The 16,579-nt window shown below is 45.8% G+C and carries 19 protein-coding genes; 18 read left to right on the top strand and 1 reads right to left on the bottom strand.

Annotation, left to right across the window (positions count from 1 at the left end):
• The first annotated feature begins 68 nt into the window (after positions 1-68).
• The 16 genes from IE064_RS15340 (at position 69) to IE064_RS15265 (ending at position 14,273) form a co-directional block, all read left to right on the top strand.
• Positions 69-1,433, top strand: a complete 1,365-nt coding sequence (locus IE064_RS15340) for a Na(+)-translocating NADH-quinone reductase subunit A (protein ID WP_189618625.1) — start codon at positions 69-71, stop codon at positions 1,431-1,433.
• Complete coding sequence (locus IE064_RS15335; protein WP_189618624.1) at positions 1,433-2,644, top strand: NADH:ubiquinone reductase (Na(+)-transporting) subunit B; 1,212 nt, start codon at positions 1,433-1,435, stop codon at positions 2,642-2,644. Before IE064_RS15340 ends, IE064_RS15335 begins: the two co-directional genes overlap by 1 nt.
• Positions 2,631-3,404, top strand: coding sequence for a Na(+)-translocating NADH-quinone reductase subunit C (locus IE064_RS15330; protein WP_189618623.1), 774 nt, complete (start codon positions 2,631-2,633; stop codon positions 3,402-3,404). The genes IE064_RS15335 and IE064_RS15330 overlap by 14 nt, the downstream gene beginning before the upstream one ends.
• Positions 3,401-4,021, top strand: a complete 621-nt coding sequence (locus IE064_RS15325) for an NADH:ubiquinone reductase (Na(+)-transporting) subunit D (protein WP_133040380.1) — start codon at positions 3,401-3,403, stop codon at positions 4,019-4,021. Before IE064_RS15330 ends, IE064_RS15325 begins: the two co-directional genes overlap by 4 nt.
• Before the next feature lie 9 nt (positions 4,022-4,030).
• Positions 4,031-4,639 (top strand): NADH:ubiquinone reductase (Na(+)-transporting) subunit E, encoded by a 609-nt coding sequence (gene nqrE / locus IE064_RS15320; protein ID WP_133040381.1) that lies wholly within the window; start codon positions 4,031-4,033, stop codon positions 4,637-4,639.
• An 18-nt stretch (positions 4,640-4,657) separates the two neighbouring features.
• Positions 4,658-5,875 (top strand): NADH:ubiquinone reductase (Na(+)-transporting) subunit F, encoded by a 1,218-nt coding sequence (gene nqrF, locus IE064_RS15315; protein WP_189618622.1) that lies wholly within the window; start codon positions 4,658-4,660, stop codon positions 5,873-5,875.
• Between the two features lie 131 nt (positions 5,876-6,006).
• Entirely contained in the window at positions 6,007-6,630 is a 624-nt protein-coding gene (locus IE064_RS15310; protein ID WP_189618621.1) for a hypothetical protein, read from the top strand.
• A 170-nt stretch (positions 6,631-6,800) separates the two neighbouring features.
• Positions 6,801-7,601, top strand: a complete 801-nt coding sequence (locus tag IE064_RS15305) for a UDP-2,3-diacylglucosamine diphosphatase (protein ID WP_189618620.1) — start codon at positions 6,801-6,803, stop codon at positions 7,599-7,601.
• 876 nt (positions 7,602-8,477) lie between these two features.
• Complete coding sequence (locus IE064_RS15300; protein ID WP_189618619.1) at positions 8,478-8,768, top strand: hypothetical protein; 291 nt, start codon at positions 8,478-8,480, stop codon at positions 8,766-8,768.
• 68 nt (positions 8,769-8,836) lie between these two features.
• Positions 8,837-9,139, top strand: a complete 303-nt coding sequence (locus IE064_RS15295; protein ID WP_189618618.1) for a hypothetical protein — start codon at positions 8,837-8,839, stop codon at positions 9,137-9,139.
• 122 nt (positions 9,140-9,261) lie between these two features.
• Positions 9,262-9,822, top strand: coding sequence for a hypothetical protein (locus tag IE064_RS15290; RefSeq protein ID WP_189618617.1), 561 nt, complete (start codon positions 9,262-9,264; stop codon positions 9,820-9,822).
• 120 nt (positions 9,823-9,942) lie between these two features.
• On the top strand, positions 9,943-11,160 hold the full coding sequence (locus IE064_RS15285; RefSeq protein ID WP_189618616.1) for a HEPN domain-containing protein: 1,218 nt from the start codon (positions 9,943-9,945) through the stop codon (positions 11,158-11,160).
• A gap of 73 nt (positions 11,161-11,233) precedes the next feature.
• A complete protein-coding gene (locus IE064_RS15280; protein ID WP_189618615.1) occupies positions 11,234-11,635 on the top strand; it encodes a hypothetical protein in 402 nt (133 codons plus the stop codon).
• 99 nt (positions 11,636-11,734) lie between these two features.
• Complete coding sequence (locus IE064_RS15275) at positions 11,735-12,295, top strand: type II secretion system protein GspG (RefSeq protein WP_229800095.1); 561 nt, start codon at positions 11,735-11,737, stop codon at positions 12,293-12,295.
• A gap of 243 nt (positions 12,296-12,538) precedes the next feature.
• Positions 12,539-13,126, top strand: coding sequence for a hypothetical protein (locus tag IE064_RS15270; protein WP_189618614.1), 588 nt, complete (start codon positions 12,539-12,541; stop codon positions 13,124-13,126).
• Positions 13,127-13,676: 550 nt separating this feature from the next.
• Positions 13,677-14,273 (top strand): tetratricopeptide repeat protein, encoded by a 597-nt coding sequence (locus IE064_RS15265; protein WP_189618613.1) that lies wholly within the window; start codon positions 13,677-13,679, stop codon positions 14,271-14,273.
• Between the two features lie 175 nt (positions 14,274-14,448).
• On the opposite strand, the gene IE064_RS15260 is transcribed toward IE064_RS15265, so the two are convergent.
• A complete protein-coding gene (locus tag IE064_RS15260; RefSeq protein ID WP_229800094.1) occupies positions 14,449-15,003 on the bottom strand; it encodes a hypothetical protein in 555 nt (184 codons plus the stop codon).
• 249 nt (positions 15,004-15,252) lie between these two features.
• On the opposite strand from IE064_RS15260, the gene IE064_RS15255 reads away from it, so the two are divergent.
• The gene (locus IE064_RS15255) at positions 15,253-15,678 is read left to right on the top strand and encodes a GNAT family N-acetyltransferase (RefSeq protein ID WP_229800092.1); all 426 of its coding nucleotides are present in this window, start codon (positions 15,253-15,255) and stop codon (positions 15,676-15,678) included.
• A 50-nt stretch (positions 15,679-15,728) separates the two neighbouring features.
• Positions 15,729-16,238, top strand: a complete 510-nt coding sequence (locus tag IE064_RS15250; protein ID WP_189618611.1) for a DUF6653 family protein — start codon at positions 15,729-15,731, stop codon at positions 16,236-16,238.
• Positions 16,239-16,579 lie beyond the last annotated feature (341 nt).

The raw sequence follows: 16,579 nt of genomic DNA, 5'->3' as shown, positions 1-16,579 counted from the left end.
CAGTTGGCGGTAATTTAGTCAGCGATTCTATAGCATTGGATGAATTAAAAATCATGAGAGCAAACGCTATGTCGAGTTTAACCGAGCGTGTTATCACGATTAGCAAAGGGCTGGATTTGCCCATCGCGGGTGCCCCTAGGCAAATAGTGGAGGTGGCCAAACCGGTGTCGCGGGTGGCTTTGTTGGGACACGAATATGTGGGCCTGAAACCGACCATGCTGGTGGAAGAAGGTGAACGCGTTCGCAAAGGACAGCCACTGTTTGAAGATAAGAGTAACCCCGGGGTGCGTTTTACCGCACCTGCTAGCGGTGTGGTCAGTGCTATTAATCGTGGAGACCGGCGCGTCCTGCTGTCGGTGGTGATTACGCTGGAGGGCGACGACTATATCAATTTTGGTGCTGAAGCCGATTTGACGGCACTGAGCCGTGACGCGGTGCAGCAGAAGTTGCTGGAAAGTGGGCTGTGGGTGGCGCTGCGCACGCGACCTTTCTCGCGCGCTCCTAAACCCGGCAGTGTCCCCGCCGCCATTTTTATTACCGCCACCGATACCAATCCGTTAGCCGCTGATCCCCGGCCGATTATTAACGCCGCCGCTGATGATTTTGTTGCTGGCCTACAGGTATTGGCGCATCTGACTGACGGTAAACTGTTTTTATGCCAAGACGGCAAGCCTGAGGCCTTACCGGGGGCTGAGTTACCTAAAGTGGAAAGCTGGCGTTTTGCCGGGGTGCATCCTGCCGGGTTGGTAGGCACTCACATCCATCATCTACTGCCAGTCACGCTGGAGCGCCAAGTCTGGCATATCGGCTATCAGGATGTTATCGCTATCGGACAGTTGTTCACCACCGGGGAGTTGGATAACAGCCGAGTAATTTCGGTGGCAGGCCCACAGGTAAGTAATCCGCGGTTGTTGCGCACCATCAGCGGCGCTTGTATCAGTGAGTTGCTTGCCGGAGAACTGCAGCAGCCGGAACTCTGCCGGGTGGTGTCTGGTTCGGTATTGGGTGGTTTTACCGCGGTGGCCGAACTGGATTATCTCAGCCGTTTCCGGCCTCAAGTCTCAGTGCTTAAAGAAGATCACCGTGCCAGCGTATTGCCGTGGGTACGTCCTGGGAAAGATCTGTTTTCGGTGACTGGTGCGGTGTTGTCGCGTTTTTTGCCGCGTAAGCTGTTTGCCATGACTACCCATAGCGGTGGTGCCAAACGTGCCATGTTGGCATTCGGGCAACTGGATCGGGTGATGCCACTGGATATTTTGCCGACACTGCTGGTGCGGGACTTGGTGGTGCGCGATACCGACGAAGCCCAGCTGTTAGGCGCGCTGGAACTGGATGAAGAAGATCTGGCACTGTGCACCTTTGTGTGTCCCAGCAAGTATGATTACGGTCAGGAATTACGGGCCTGCCTGACCATTATTGAGAGGGAAGGTTGATGAAAAAATCCAAGTCGGAAATTCAGGACGCCTACTACGCACCGGGTTCAACTATCCGCGACTTCTTCCGCTCCTTGTTTATCGGTCATGGTGGCAGCACTCAGGATGCTGTGCATGTGCGCGATGCCATCGACGTTAAACGCACTATGACGCTGGTAGGTTTGTGTCTGCTACCCGCTATTTTGTTCGGTATTTATAACACCGGTTTACAGGCCAAACTGGCGTTAATAGCCGGAGCCACGGCCGCCAGTGGCTGGCAAGCATCGCTGTTTACATCAGTGTTTGGCCCTCTGAGCGCAGAGTCTGGTTTTTTTAGCACCTTTACCTATGGTTTGAGTTTTTTCCTACCGATTTACTTCAGTGCTTTGCTTACCACCTTGCTGTGGGAAATGGTGTTTGCCAAGGTGCGTCACCAAGAATTGCATGAGGGCTTTTTTGTCACCGCGTTGCTGTTTAGCCTGTGTATGCCTGCGCACATTGCCTTATGGCTGGTGGTGCTGGGCGTCAGTTTTGGTGTGGTGGTGGCCAAAGAGTTGTTTGGGGGCATGGGCTACAACTTCCTCAATCCGGCACTAGCGGGACTGGCGTTTATCTACTTTGCCTATCCCTCAGAAGTCACCAGCAGTGCCCAGTTGGTGGCGGTTGATGGTTATTCTGGTGCCACCACGCTGGCACAGGTAGCGGCCAATAAACTGCATTTTAGCGATTACCACTGGTATCAGGCGTTCAGTGATAGCAATTGGTGGCAGGCATTTCTCGGCTTTGAGGTTGGGGCAATGGGAGAAACCAGCACCCTGGCGATTTTGTTAGGTGGTGCTTTGTTGCTGCTGACGCGACTGGCAGATTGGCGCATCGTTGCCGGGGTGATGCTGGGGATGATAGCGACCACGCTGTTGTTCAACTATTTAGGCAATAGTCGCAGTGCCTGGACGGCGATGCCTTGGACCTGGCATTTGGTCAGCGGCGGCTTTGCCTTAGGGATGATGTTTATGGCAACAGACCCAGTTACCACCGCTTACACCCGTCCCGGTAAATGGTTGTTTGGCGTGCTGGTTGGCGCTATGACCGTGGTGATCCGCGTTGCCAACGTCAAAATGCCGGAAGGCATTATGCTAGCCATCCTGTTTGCTAACTTGTGGGCGCCGTTAATGGACTCGTTGGTGGCGCGTTTTAACATCAGACGGAGGATCAAGCGCAATGGCCTTCAATAAAGACAGTGTCGCCGGAACCTTCCTGTTCACCATCGTGCTGTGTCTGGTGTGCTCCTTTATGATCACCGGCACGGCGGGTGTGCTGAAAGAGCGCAAGTTGGCAAAGCAGCGCAATGAGCTGATGCAAAATGTGCTGTTGGCCGCCAATATCCCGAGCGACAACAGTAACTTTAAAACCCTGTTTAGCGCCCGGGTCACGCCCATGTTAGTGACACTGGCAGATGGACAGACTGTTCCCCAGGAGGATCTGCTGGACTATGACGAGCGCATGGCCGCTATCAATCCAGAGCATTCCAGCAAGATTGCCAAAGATACCGCCCGTATCAAAACCCGCGCTAACCAGATCCGCATCTTTCGGGTGCATGATGCGCAAGGCCAGCTACAGAGCTGGGTATTGCCAATTTATGGCAAAGGCTTGTGGTCAATCATCTATGGTTTTATTGGCTTGCAGCCAGATCTCAATACCATTGAAGGCGTGGTGTTCTATGAACACGGCGAAACGCCGGGGATCGGCGATTTCATCAATCACGAAGACTGGCGTCAGAAATGGCACGGTAAGCAGTTGTTTGATGCTGACGGCAAGGTGGCACTGAAGATCATTAAAGGCGGTGCTAAGCCGGGTGATGTTAATGGCATTGATGGTGTCAGCGGGGCCACCCGTACCGGAGCTGGAGTACAGAATATGATCAGTTTCTGGTTTGGTGACGAAGGTTTTGCGCCACTGCTTACCAAACTGAAAGCGATGGAGACAACGAAATGAGTGCAACATTAACCACGCGGCAATTGCTGTGGCAGCCAGTGTTTGCCAATAATCCGGTGGCGATGCAAGTGCTAGGCGTTTGCTCTGCATTGGCCGTCAGTAACTCGATGCAGACCGCTTTGGTGATGACCTTGGCGGTGACATTTGTAGTGGTTTGCTCCAATTTGTTTATTTCGCTTATCCGCCACCTTATTCCCAATAGCGTGCGTATTATTGCGCAGATGACCATTATCGCTTCATTGGTGATTGTGGTGGATATGGTGCTGCAAGATTTAGCCCCCGAGCTGTCAAAGCAGCTGTCGGTGTTTGTTGGGCTAATTATTACCAACTGCATTGTGATGGGGCGCGCTGAAGCCTTCGCCATGAAAGAACCACCGCATCTGGCGGTGCTGGATGCGCTGGGCAACTCAGCAGGTTACGGTTTTATTCTGTTATCGGTGGCATTTGTACGCGAACTGTTGAGTGCGGGCACATTGTTTGGCAAACAACTGCTGCAAACCGTGGCTGATGGTGGTTGGTACTTGCCCAACGAAATGTTTAAGTTGCCCCCGAGTGCGTTTTTCCTGATCGGCGTGATCATCTGGCTGATCAACATCGCCCGCAATCGGCAGCGCTAAGGAGTCGTGATGGAACACTATCTCAATCTGTTTATTCAAGCGACCTTCATCGACAACATGGCGCTGTCATTCTTCCTCGGCATGTGTACCTTTCTGGCGGTATCGAAAAAAGTGTCGACCGCTTTTGGCTTAGGGATAGCGGTAATTGTAGTGATGGTGTTGGCGGTGCCGCTGAACCAACTGATCTACAGCTACGTATTAAAACCTGGCGCGTTAGCCTGGGCTGGATTGCCCAATCTGGACCTGAGCTATCTGCAACTGATCACTTTTATTGGCGTGATAGCCGCGTTGGTGCAGATCCTCGAAATGGTACTGGATCGCTACGTGCCGGTGCTGTATCAAACCTTGGGGATTTTTCTGCCACTGCTGACGGTGAACTGCGCCATTTTTGCCGGGGTGATTTTTATGGCTAACCGTGACTACAACTTTGGCGAATCCATTGTGTTTGGGGTTGGCGCTGGCAGTGGCTGGGCGCTGGCGATTGTGCTGCTGGCGGGCATCCGTGAACGGCTGAAATTCAATGCTATCCCTAAGAATCTGCAAGGTATTGGCATCACGTTTATCACTACCGGCCTGATGGCGCTAGGCTTTATGGCCTTTGCTGGCATCACTCTGTAACTACAAAGGAGCATACAGATGGAAATGTTAATTGGCATCGGCATGTTTACCTTGGTGGTATGTTTGCTGGTGGCGTTGATCCTGTTTGCTAAAAGCCGTTTGGTACAAAGCGGCGATGTGCAGTTGACCATTAATGGTGACGCCAGCAAAAGCGTTACCGTCGCCGCTGGTGGTAAGTTGTTAGCGGCGCTGGCCTCCAAAGAGATTTTTGTGCCCTCAGCCTGCGGTGGCGGTGGTACTTGCGGCCAGTGCCGGGTTGTTATCAAGTCCGGTGGTGGCGATATTTTGCCAACAGAGATGGAACATATCACCAAAAAAGACGCCAAGGCTGGCTGTCGGCTTGCCTGTCAGGTAGCGGTAAAAAACGATATGGAACTGGAGCTGGAAGAAGAGATCTTCGGTGTCCGTAAATGGCAATGTCAGGTGTTGTCTAACCGTAATACCGCCACCTATATCAAAGAGTTGTTGCTGAAATTACCGGAAGGTGAAGAGGTGAACTTCAAAGCTGGTGGTTATATCCAGATTGAAGCGCCTGCCCACGAAATACATTACCGTGACTTTGATATTGATGAACAATATCGCGATGAATGGTTGAAGCACGGGCTGTTTGCACTGGTATCGAAAGTTACCGCGCCGGTGATGCGCGCCTATTCGATGGCGAATTACCCGGCAGAAAAAGGCCGCATTATGCTCAATGTGCGCATTGCGACACCGCCTAAGCCTGAGATTCCTCCAGGGCAGATGTCATCCTATATCTTTAATCTGAAGCCGGGAGATACTGTGACGATTTCTGGGCCGTTCGGTGAATTTTTCGTCAAAGACACCAATGCCGAAATGGTGTTTATCGGTGGTGGTGCTGGCATGGCTCCCATGCGTTCACATATTTTTGACCAACTGAAATCGCGGCAAACTCAACGCAAGATGACCTTCTGGTATGGCGCGCGCTCACTGCGCGAAGTGTTCTATCAGGAAGATTTTGATGAACTGGCGCGTACCCATCCAAACTTCGAATGGCATATTGCCTTGTCGGAGCCGTTGCCTGAGGATAACTGGCAGGGCTATACCGGCTTTATCCATAACGTGGTGTATGAACATTTCCTCAAACAGCACAAAGCGCCAGAAGATTGTGAGTATTACATGTGTGGCCCGCCCATTATGAATAGCTCGGTGATCTCCATGCTGGAAAGCCTGGGGGTTGAGCGTGACAACATCTTACTGGATGATTTTGGTGGCTAAGTGATGTTCTCAGGTGTCGCGGTCTGGTTACTCCCGACACCTGAACTTGTGTATTGCGGCGTTTCACGGAAGAATAGTGTCTTGGAAATGAGCCCAAAAGCCACAATCGTTTCAGACAAAAGGACTTGTTGATGAAACTGTTTAACGATCTTGCCTACATCGTTTTGGCATTGTTGTTAGTCGTAATGTTAATCCAGATAAAAAACAGCAGTGCCGTTCCTCAATGGCTGCAGCACCGCGAGCCAACCCCTGTTACTGCAAAGGATTCCTTAGCTAATGTTGATGATTTACCGCTGATACCCGCCGCAGATCGTACTCGGGAGATCAATCCGCGACGTTTTAACTTTGCCAAACTGGTACATCGAGGGCAGCGAGTTGATAGCCGTCTGATGGAGCGAGTGCTGCAATCGTCAAGTTACAGCGAATTGGTAACACATCTTGCTGAGATGAATAAATCGATGACCGCCGCTACGTTAGAAGCACAGCTTAATGGGCTGGTGCTGCATCGCCCCCAAAGTCATTACCTTAACCACTACCAATTAGCTTGCAATGACGACTTGTGTCTTGGGTATTTTGAATCCGATAGCCAAGAGCAGTTGCAGCGGTTTATCGATGATTTTGACAGCAACTTAGCGGTCTCTGGCGCTGACAGCGGTTTTCACTACTGCATTCCGGCTGACAATAGTGACAACGGCCTGTTTGGATACCGGATTGCGTTTAATGCGAGTGGACAGCCAAGCCCAACCGCGCGTTAGTGTTTTCTGCTGTGTTGTTGCCAGTCGCAACAATTTCCTTCTGGCTAACCGTGATGACTGCCCACCATTTACAGTGATTGTCACAAAACCATCAAGCCTCGGTAACAAGCGCGTCAAACCCAGTGGCTAATCTGCGCCTGTTGAAATTAAGTCAGGTACAGGACCCCACCATGACCTCAGTCGCAACTTCAACCAACCGCTATTGCCGGGCGATCTGGCTATCGGATCTTCATCTTGGTGAAAAACACTGCCGCGCCGATTATCTCTTGAACTTTCTCAAACAACATCACAGCGATTTTCTGTTTCTTGTGGGGGATGTTATTGATATGCAGGCACTTAATCGTCGCTGGTACTGGCCTGCTACCCATCAACAAGTGTTTCAATTGCTGGTGGATAAAGCCCGCAGCGGGACACGCGTGATTTATGTGCCTGGTAATCACGATGCCACAATGCGGCGATTTGATGGCGGCTTGGTAGACAAAATAGAAGTCCACCGTGAATACATTTACGACAGTCCCTCCCACGGTAAATTACTGCTGATCCACGGTGATGAATTTGATCGCCAGCTGTGTGCCAGCCGCTTTGATGCTTGGTTGGGGGATAATGCTTACGACTTGGTGCTATTGCTGAATCGCGTGTGGAATGCGGGACGTCGATTATTCGGACTACCTTACCAGTCAGTGGCGCGTACCTTAAAACAGTGTTCTAGCAAAGCGGAGTCAGCCATGCAGCGTTTTCGTACAGCGGCATTGCAGCGGGCAACAAACGCACAGGTGGCCGGGGTGGTATGTGGTCATATACATCATCCAGAACTGCAATATCTGCAAGGGCAGCTGTATATCAATACTGGCGACTGGGTGGAGAATTGTACGGCGGTGCTGGAACATCGTGATGGACGGCTAGAGCTGTGTCACTACAGCGAGGTGGAAAGACCCTTGTCACGCTTAGTACCACAGCAGACTGTGGCCTAAGCAGACGAGAGGTTGACCTGAGAGGTTAGCAGTCTCTGCACTTCGAGCGCGTTCGGTATGTTGAGTGCTTGCGCTTTCACTCAATAATCCAGCGGCTCGCCTTGGTTTATTGATACTTGGGAACTTACGCAGGCTCTCATAAAATTTACACTGAAAAATTCGCCTAGGCTCATTGTTGGCTGCGCTTTCTGCAGGTCAGTCCCCGCGCATTTATCCCTGTTATACCGATGATGTTCGCACAAACCATTTACCAGAACTGCCAGCGTTTTTATCGTCTGCCATCGTCATTTATGTCTAAAATTGCTGGTTAAATATACAGCATCTGCCGGATGTCGTTTTTTACTCATAAGCCGTATAAATCTGTCGTTTTTCACGCAATAATTCTTCCGAGAAAACTGCAATATTATTGATTGCTTTCATGCAGATAAGCGCATAAAGTGGGTAATAATTAATCATAAAAAACGACAAAATGTCGTGATATATTCCGACATTTTGTCGTCTAATACACTGTTTGAACGCAGGAAATCGGGTAAATCTGAAAGCCCGAGAAAGCATAGTTCAATACTGTATAAAAATACAGTTTTAAGACCGAAATCAGATTGAGCGTAGTTGATTTTCATGCTATTCCTTGAAGCAATGCTTCGTCGTATAAGGCGTGGCTTAATACGAACGATTCAAAAGCTTCAAGGTAAGGCGATCAATTAGCTCACCATATTTTCGGGCTAACATATTCAAATTCAGGGAGAAACCATTTTGAACGGAGCTTCATGTCACCCCCTAGTCTGCGATCAAACAAGACGATTCAGGGAATCAATTTTTCGCTTTGCTCAAAATCGTCCCTGATCTAATCGTTATATGCTCGTATGGGAGTAGATATTGAGCTCAAATTTCAACTGCCAAATTGATGCTCCATTTAGCGAAAAGAAACGCTTTTTTAGGGTATGCGTTTATCTTGTCTTATTGCCATTCTATACAGCGATAAGCACTGGAATGGTTTATGTGTTGGGTAACTTGTTGAATTTCGATATCAATGAACCTATTCGCAGCAGTGAGTTATCAGGTACAGAAATAGCCATGTTTTTTGGTGCTTTTGGCCTTGTCATGTTAGCTCTTTTTGGCTTAATGCTATTTATCGCCAAAAAAACGTTTCAGAGGTTCAAAATTTAATGCAATCGCATATAACAAGCAAAGGCAAAGCGACGCGTACCGCGCGCTTGCTTTGAGCGTTATATGCCATGAGTGATTCGAACATCTATCGTAAGCTCAAAGAATTGAGAGCCCGCTTTGAAGGCATCGCTATCGAAGCTATTGAGCAAGAACTCGAACGTATGCAGTTTGGGCCAATACTAATTGACGGAATAGCATATCAGTCGTCTGCGTGGCTGGATCAAGTTGGAGATGAAAAGTTACTGGTCTTTCAGCTTCAACATTCAGGTGTCTTGATAAGCAAGAGCTATTGTATTGGTAGCAAATATTCAGCGAATAGCAGTACAGTTCATGTAACAAATGAACAGCTTTGGGAAATGGGCATTCCATAGATGGAAGCAAATAACAAGTTACTTAATTTCGTTACTGCCACAAACAACGTGGCCTCCACGGGACTGCCTACGCTGCGCTGCGGCAGCCCATTAGTAAAGCGTTATGAGTCAAGGAGGAACCGATGACGACAGATGATGAAAAACTGGTTAGGGCAATGGCCTATGAATTTGAAATGCTAGACCAGTCTTACCGTACTTTTCTGTTTTTTCTATTAAAAAATAAAGAAGAGCACAGCGATCTCTTTAAGGTGCATCTGTACAGTAGTTATGGGCGTGTTATTCAGCATCTCTATGAGTTTATGAAAGCTTGTGTTGCTCGTGATATGAGTAAGACTCAATCAGAGAAAAATGACGTAGTAAAAGCATACATCGCTTCACATTTACAAAAATTGGCTAAGGGGAAGCCTGAGTCGTCCTTGCCAAAAAGCAGATTTGAAACATTTGCAGAAGACTTGAGAGTATATCGAAATAAGGTTCCTGGGCATGTGCTAAAGGAACGTTTCGATGATTTTCCTTTAGATGAGTTTTATTCTAGGAATCATGTATTTGTTGTGTGGCTCATATCTGAAGCACAACACTGGTGGAAATCAGATTATGCACAGCTAGCTAATCATCCAGCAATTCAAAAATTTTCTGAAGTGCTCACTTTTGGGCAGAGAAATGTAGCGAAAAATGACTCATAACAAAGCAACTCAAATCGGACACAAACTCGCTGTCACTTTTCTTGCAAACGGCGCAACAAAAGCGCCATCAAGTTCGTGCCGCTGGTTGCGGCGTTAAGTTTACGAAGGATTGGAACCTCTGTGGATGATTTTTTTAAAACAAAGGTAGGATTTACTATAGGCCTTCTCGCAGCAGTATTTGCGTTTAAGCCGTTGGTGGATTCAAACTCTGATGTCGGATTTAGTATTTTTCAGGTGAAAATCACCATTGAATACGCATACATATTTCTAACCGCTTTTCTGGGGTTGGCGGTGTATTTTATCTCTCTTCAGTTTGCATCTTCTAAACACGTTAAAACACTCGATGCAATTAGCGATGCTTGTTATTCAATTGCATTGGCAACTCCTCCAGTTTTTCTTGTGTTCTGGCTCATAACTATATCCTTAAGCTACGTTGCATCGTATGCCAGCCAAATCCCTTCACACGCAGTCAACTATCTAGCAGGTGTTCTTTCTAGCATATTTGCCAGTGCAATCTACTCATTTTTACAGAAGTCTATTAAGTCAAAGTTCTTAGCAGCAGAAAAACAGCAAGAACGAAAAGTTGATATAGAGATTCTTTCTCGGGCTAAAGAACTTGCTGATATAGGCATGTATGACATGTCTGTATTGGAATCAAGCAAAGTTGTCGAATCTGCATTGAGACGCCTATTAGAAACAAGAGGAATTTCAACGAAAAGAGGGTCAATGATTGAGCTAGTACAGCTATCGGAAAAGCACAAAATATTAAACGGTGAAGAAATTAATTTCTTAAATGAGATAAGGCAAAAGCGTAATGAATCTGTCCACTTGATCGATGCAGTAGATAAAAGTTCGGCAGATAGGGTCTTGCATATCTCTAGGGAGTTGATTGCAAAACTTGATGCAGTTTCATCGTCCTCCGGATATGAATGGCTTGAAAAAAACCGGAACAAGGTGATTCAGCTACTAAGAGAAGGTAATCCTCAAAAATGCCGACAATCACTAGATATGCTTAAAGAGGCATGGAAAAATCGTGATGGGGCCGTTTGGTTGGAGTTAACAGAATTTTTTGAGGTGGCGCTTACTTATAATCCAGAATTGATCGTTAGTATGTTCGAAGATGATGAAGAGCTACTTGATAGTTGGCTAGAAAGAGCTGATGTTCAATTATTTACTGACTTTGTAGGTGGGGAAAAAGAGCGGCTTACCGAGGTCCGCATGGCAATTATCTCTCAACTTAAGAAGTACATTTCTAATACAAGCAGTAAGTCGAGATTTGAAGTTGCCAATAAAATCCTGGCTGTGATCGAAGAATCCGAGGTCAGAGAGATTGAATAAAAACTTAACAAGCGCGTCAATTAGGACGCTCACTAGCTCGCGCCTATTACGCGGGCGTTAAATGTAGGTGAAGATGCACGCAACATTGGAAAAATGGCTCGAAGAGCTAGAAGAAGAGACTGTGATTCTCGCTTCAGATGAAATTAATGAAGAAGCTAGATGCAATATGGTTTCATTTGGATTCAATGATGAATTGCTCCAAGAGTGGGGCAAGGATTCAGTAAATGAGTTTTTACGTGGTTGCGCAGCCCTTTACCAGAGAAAGAATGGCGGTCTCAATATGGTTTTCTATTCATGGTTTGATGAACAGGCGGGCCAAATCCGAATATCGGCTGTAAGTCAAGCGCATGGTAAATTGCCTTTCGCCTGCAAACTGAAATTATCTGAATTGACGCAGGTCGTTGAAGGCATTTTCTCCAATAATTCTGGTGTGTACACAAAAGGTGCTTTGGATGTCTGGTGCCAAAACATTTAACAAGGCTAGGCACGGCGACGGCTTTTTCGTTGCGGCTTAGCCTTCACTGCAAAGCCGCGTGTGCTAGCGGCGTTATAAGTCGTAAGGAGCCTTTGCATCGTGAATGAGCAACAAGAAAAATTAAGTACGTTTCCGTTTGTCATCGGTGGTATGTCGTTTATACCCCTGATAGGTATTTTATTCGGTTTGGTTGCAATCATATGGGGGCTCGTCACAAAGAAAGCTGGGGGAAAGAAGCTCGCGCTTATCGGAGGCTGCGGAATCCTCTTCACGATTGCTTTGTATTCGGCCCTCTTTTATTTTGGGTTTGTACAGCGCGGTGGAGTTTACGACGACTTGAGGGCAAAGCTCTCAGAAACCACGATTACATCGTTGGTCCAGTCTATCGAATTTTACAAAACCCAAAACGGAAAGTATCCGGAATCGCTAGAGGTCCTTCAGAAGTCTCTACCGAAAAACTCCATGGTATTCGTCTTTGACCCAACAGATGTAAAGATGGGTGGAAAGCCCAGGTACTATTACTATAAATTAATCGACGGTGAGCACTACTATTTGCTGGGAGTTGGACCCGATGGGCAGCCATTCACTGCTGATGATGTCTTGCCAAAGATAGAAGTTGGCGCAAAGAGTAAAGTGGGTTTGGTTATCAAGAGTCATTAAAAGTGGCTTATAACAATTGGTTCAGTGTGCAGATCATCAAGAAGCTTTTATTGTAGGCCTAGATAACGGCATTAGTGCTCATCCAACTGGATCTGAAAAGTGGGAATCATGGTTCTAGAAGCCATTTAACAATCTGTTTGAAGTGGATAAAATTACGTTGGCTTGGTTTCGCTCCGCTTCGCATGTTAGCCAACATAATTTTGCCCATTAAACAGGGCGTTATACGCAAAAATGGAGATAATAATGCGTAAAGTACTCATGGCAATTGGAACTGCTTTCCTTGCTTCTTGTGCTTCAACCTCACCTAGCACCCACGTCACCAGTGTTCATGTCGACTTACCCCAGAGCATGAAATGGTCTGTTGTATCGGATCGCGCCGATAATTCTCAATACATAAAAGAATGGGTACCAGAAGGTGAAAATCCGGCTACAAGCAAATGGATAATCACTGAGCAAATGCTAACAATAAGCTCGAAAACTTCAGCAGAGTCATTTCAAAAACAAATGTTTGGCCTTTCCAGGCAAGGTTGTACTGATGTCCTGTTTAATGGCCCTCAAGAAATTGATGTTAGCGGTCACAAAACATCCGTCGGAAGAATTATGTGTGCAAATCAACTGGGTAAACCATTTGGTACTTTTACCGATCAAAGAGTGATTATTGATGGAACAACAGCATATGTTGTAACCAGTGAATTAAGAATACCGGTCTCTCCAAAAGCAGGTGTACTAGCTTTTGGTAAAGACCAACTTGCCGAAATGAAAGAGTTTATGTTACTGCAGCGTGCATCATCGAAATTTGTTCGCGAGTCAGTAAAAGTGCAAGTTCAATGATAACTGCGTATAACAAACCAATTAAGTGCGCGCCATTGGTGCCTGGCGCATACTCGTGGGCGGCTTGTTGGGGCTATGTGAACTAGGTTGGACCTCGATGTCAAAACTGTTTTTCAACTACTACTGGTTGGCATTTGCCACAACTAGATTGTTGTTTTTGCTGCTGTTGCCGGTAATATTTGTGGTGCAAGAGATCTTTGTTCCTTATCTAGTCGTTGCCACCTTATTAGGCTGGTCTGCAATTATCATTGCCATGATCTACAAGTGTCCACAATGCAATGGGAGAGCCTTGGTGCACAGTGGGGTTGTCGTTAGAAAAATTGAATCAAACAGAAGTAGATTAAGCTCTTGGCTGGTTTCTAATGAGTTGGCTTATCAGTACTTCTATTGTTGTAAATGTGGGCACAAAATAAAAGCTAATAAGTGTTGAGTTATGTTCACTAACAAGTTCCTTAATTTCGTTCCGGCCACTGCTAGCATGATTTCTACTGGGCTGTCTACGCAACGCTTAGGCAGTCAATTAACAAGCGTTATACATTTAAGGATAGACATGAGTTACATTAGCAATGGAATCTGTATATGTTTAGGATTTTTGTTGACGGCTTGTGCCGCAACATTAGTGCCTGTTACCAACGACCCTATGGAAAAATTAGCGTGGGCAGAAGAACTTTTCAGTAAGCAAGAAAGACCTATTCCCGCTGAAAAATTAATTAATGAAGCGATAACTATTTGCTCTAAAGAAAATGACTTTAATTGCCTTGGTAAAGCTAATCTTGAATATGGTTTCTTCTTTCGTTCACCGTCATTACAAAAATGGGAAAAATTCTATAAAGAGAATGGATTTCTTGCCAAGGATGTTACTTATGAGAATAGACTGATTGAATCTAAAAAATATTTTGAAATAGCTATTTCGTATTTCGCTCAAGAACGAAACTTTGGTGCTTTAACCAATGCTTACTTAAATTTAGGTTTTGCTTACCACTTTTTAGGGCAGCACGAAAAAGAATGCGCACCTTATGAAAAGAGTCTTGAGTTTAACTTAATGGCAATTGAAAAAAATCCAGAACTTCCAACAGCATTACCTCAGGGATTTTCTTCGTTCAAAGAGTATATTGAATCTCAGCAAAAGAGAGCTGGGTGTAAATGAAAGAACAATGAATTAACAGAAAAGAATTTAGCTCAAATCTAATCTGACGGAGACACCAGAAAAATGGGTAACTGTCAGATCAGGTCTGAGCTAATACATTTTATACATAGTAACGAAGACTTCCCAAGATATTCCATGACCCGATGTCAGTCATTATCGGCAAGCCTTGTTAGAGTTAATTAATTCTTTTCATTTGACCACGCAAAGACTCTGGTACATCTTGAAGTAAAACAATAGAAATGCCGTCATTCAACGATGTACTATTTTTTGAGGTTTTTTCCCCGAGAGTCGCGTTGATCTGCTCAGTTGACAAGGTGTACATGGCGCCATTCAATGGATCAACAATGAACCAGCCTATTAGTCCGCCGAAAACAATATTCCCTGCAATGTACCACCCGTTGGCGCTAGCTGTAATTGGAATTACGCGTTTTTCATAGCCTTCTTTGGTGATTTCAACGGTGAAGCTCTTTTTGCCCCAGTAGGTTCCATCACTTTTTTGAAGGGTAACGCTCGTCGGGGTAGTCCCTTTAAATACTTGAACTCCTTTTTCATCCGTAATTAGAACTGTTGCATCACTCGGAGTGCTAGCAATTGACATAAGCTGAGTCTTATCTCCAACAATTGTCGCACATCCACCTAGTAAAGCAGTCAACAACGCAACCGCACACAATGTTTTATTCATTTTCTCTCCTTGTTTGCCTCTCATTTTCTCTCCTTGTTTGCGTTCCATTTATTCCCCGTTAAGTACCGTACGCTTAACACTTAACAGTTTTTTGAAGGCCATTATGTCGTAATTTATCACGGCTAAATGACGCTACATATCCTTTTTCAAGAAATTTATGCACTGGCAGGAATCAGTTTAATTAAGTCCGCATTGTTGACTTAAAGCGGCGTATAACTCATAAACTAACAAAAACAGCAAGTAATACCAAAAAAATCCCTTGCTGTAAACGTTAGATTGGCTAAGGAGAAATTGGCATTGGTAGATATTGTAAAAGCGAATTCAACCCACGCAGAAAGTATCCAAAACCTGTTGAGCCAGCTCGGTTATGAGTGCCAGCTTTCTGGACTAATTTCTGCGCTTGACTCACCAGAAGCCAATTCAGACTTGTTCGTTGCAACACGAAAAGCTCAAGTGGTTGCGTTCATGTCCCTTGTCTATTTTTACTATTTTCCCATTCAAGAACGTAATTGCCGCATAACGGCCCTTGTTGTAGACGAACATGTTAGACACAGCGGCATTGGTAAAAAGCTGATTCAATTTGCTGTAGCTCAAGCACAGAGTCATTCATGTGCGCAGTTAGAAGTCACTACTTCTTTAGCTCGCAAAGCAACGCAGGCATACTATGAGCACAATGGTTTTATGAAAGCTTCGTTTAGGTACTATCTAGACATCGGCGTTTAACAACCCACTGTAGCCGTGCGTAGGCTCGCTGGGGCAAACAGAGGGACTAAATGACAGTTGAAAGAAAAATTGCAAAGGCGTTCCTGTTGACGGATGAAAACTGGATGAAGCATGCGAATCCGTGGAGTGTATGGACGAGATATTCTGTTCTCCCATTATTGGTGCTGGCGTTCTGGAGCCGCATCTGGATAAGTTGGTGGTGCCTTATTCCCGGTATAATTTCGTTGTTGTGGATGTTCTTCAATCCGATATTTTTTAATAAGCCTCGCTCAACAAAAAATTGGGCCTCTAAATCAGTCTTGGGAGAGCGAGTATATTTAAATAGAGACAATGTTGATATACCTGACATTCATAAAACGCCGTTGTACGGAATTTTAAACGCGATTTCATCAGTTGGTATGGTTATAGCGATTTGGTCAATTATTTACTATTCAGTGTGGGGTGCCGTCCTTGGTGTTTCGTTGGCATATCTTGGGAAAAGTTGGTATTTAGACCGTATGGTTTGGTTATATGAAACTATGAAATCAGAAAATGAAGACTATCAAAAGTGGGAATACTGACGGGTACAAAAAATCGCTTGCAAGGGACTTTTAACCGCGTTTGTGCGCGATTGACTCCAGTGAAGTGGGTATTGTACGCATGAACTACATCGAAATTGAAACTGACAGTATCAACAAACGTGTTCTGGTGGCAACTGAGATTAGTCGTTAAAAGTTATAAAAATATTGGAGGTATTTTGAAAGGTCCAAATCCTGAAGATAAGGCTCCCATGAAGGCAGGGCGGGATCGTACTTTTTAGCCCGTGTTGAGTTGTAGCTCTATGCTGTGATCTAATGGCTGCCCATTTCGCAATTAGCAGCCCTGATGGACTTACTCGAACACTTGACGGTTGTTGAAGAAA

Origin of the sequence: Shewanella fodinae, assembly GCF_014651955.1 — a bacterium.
GTDB lineage: Bacteria > Pseudomonadota > Gammaproteobacteria > Enterobacterales > Shewanellaceae > Shewanella > Shewanella fodinae.
The sequence above is the reverse complement of the archived record's forward strand: the minus strand, read 5'-3'. Positions and strand labels throughout refer to the sequence as shown.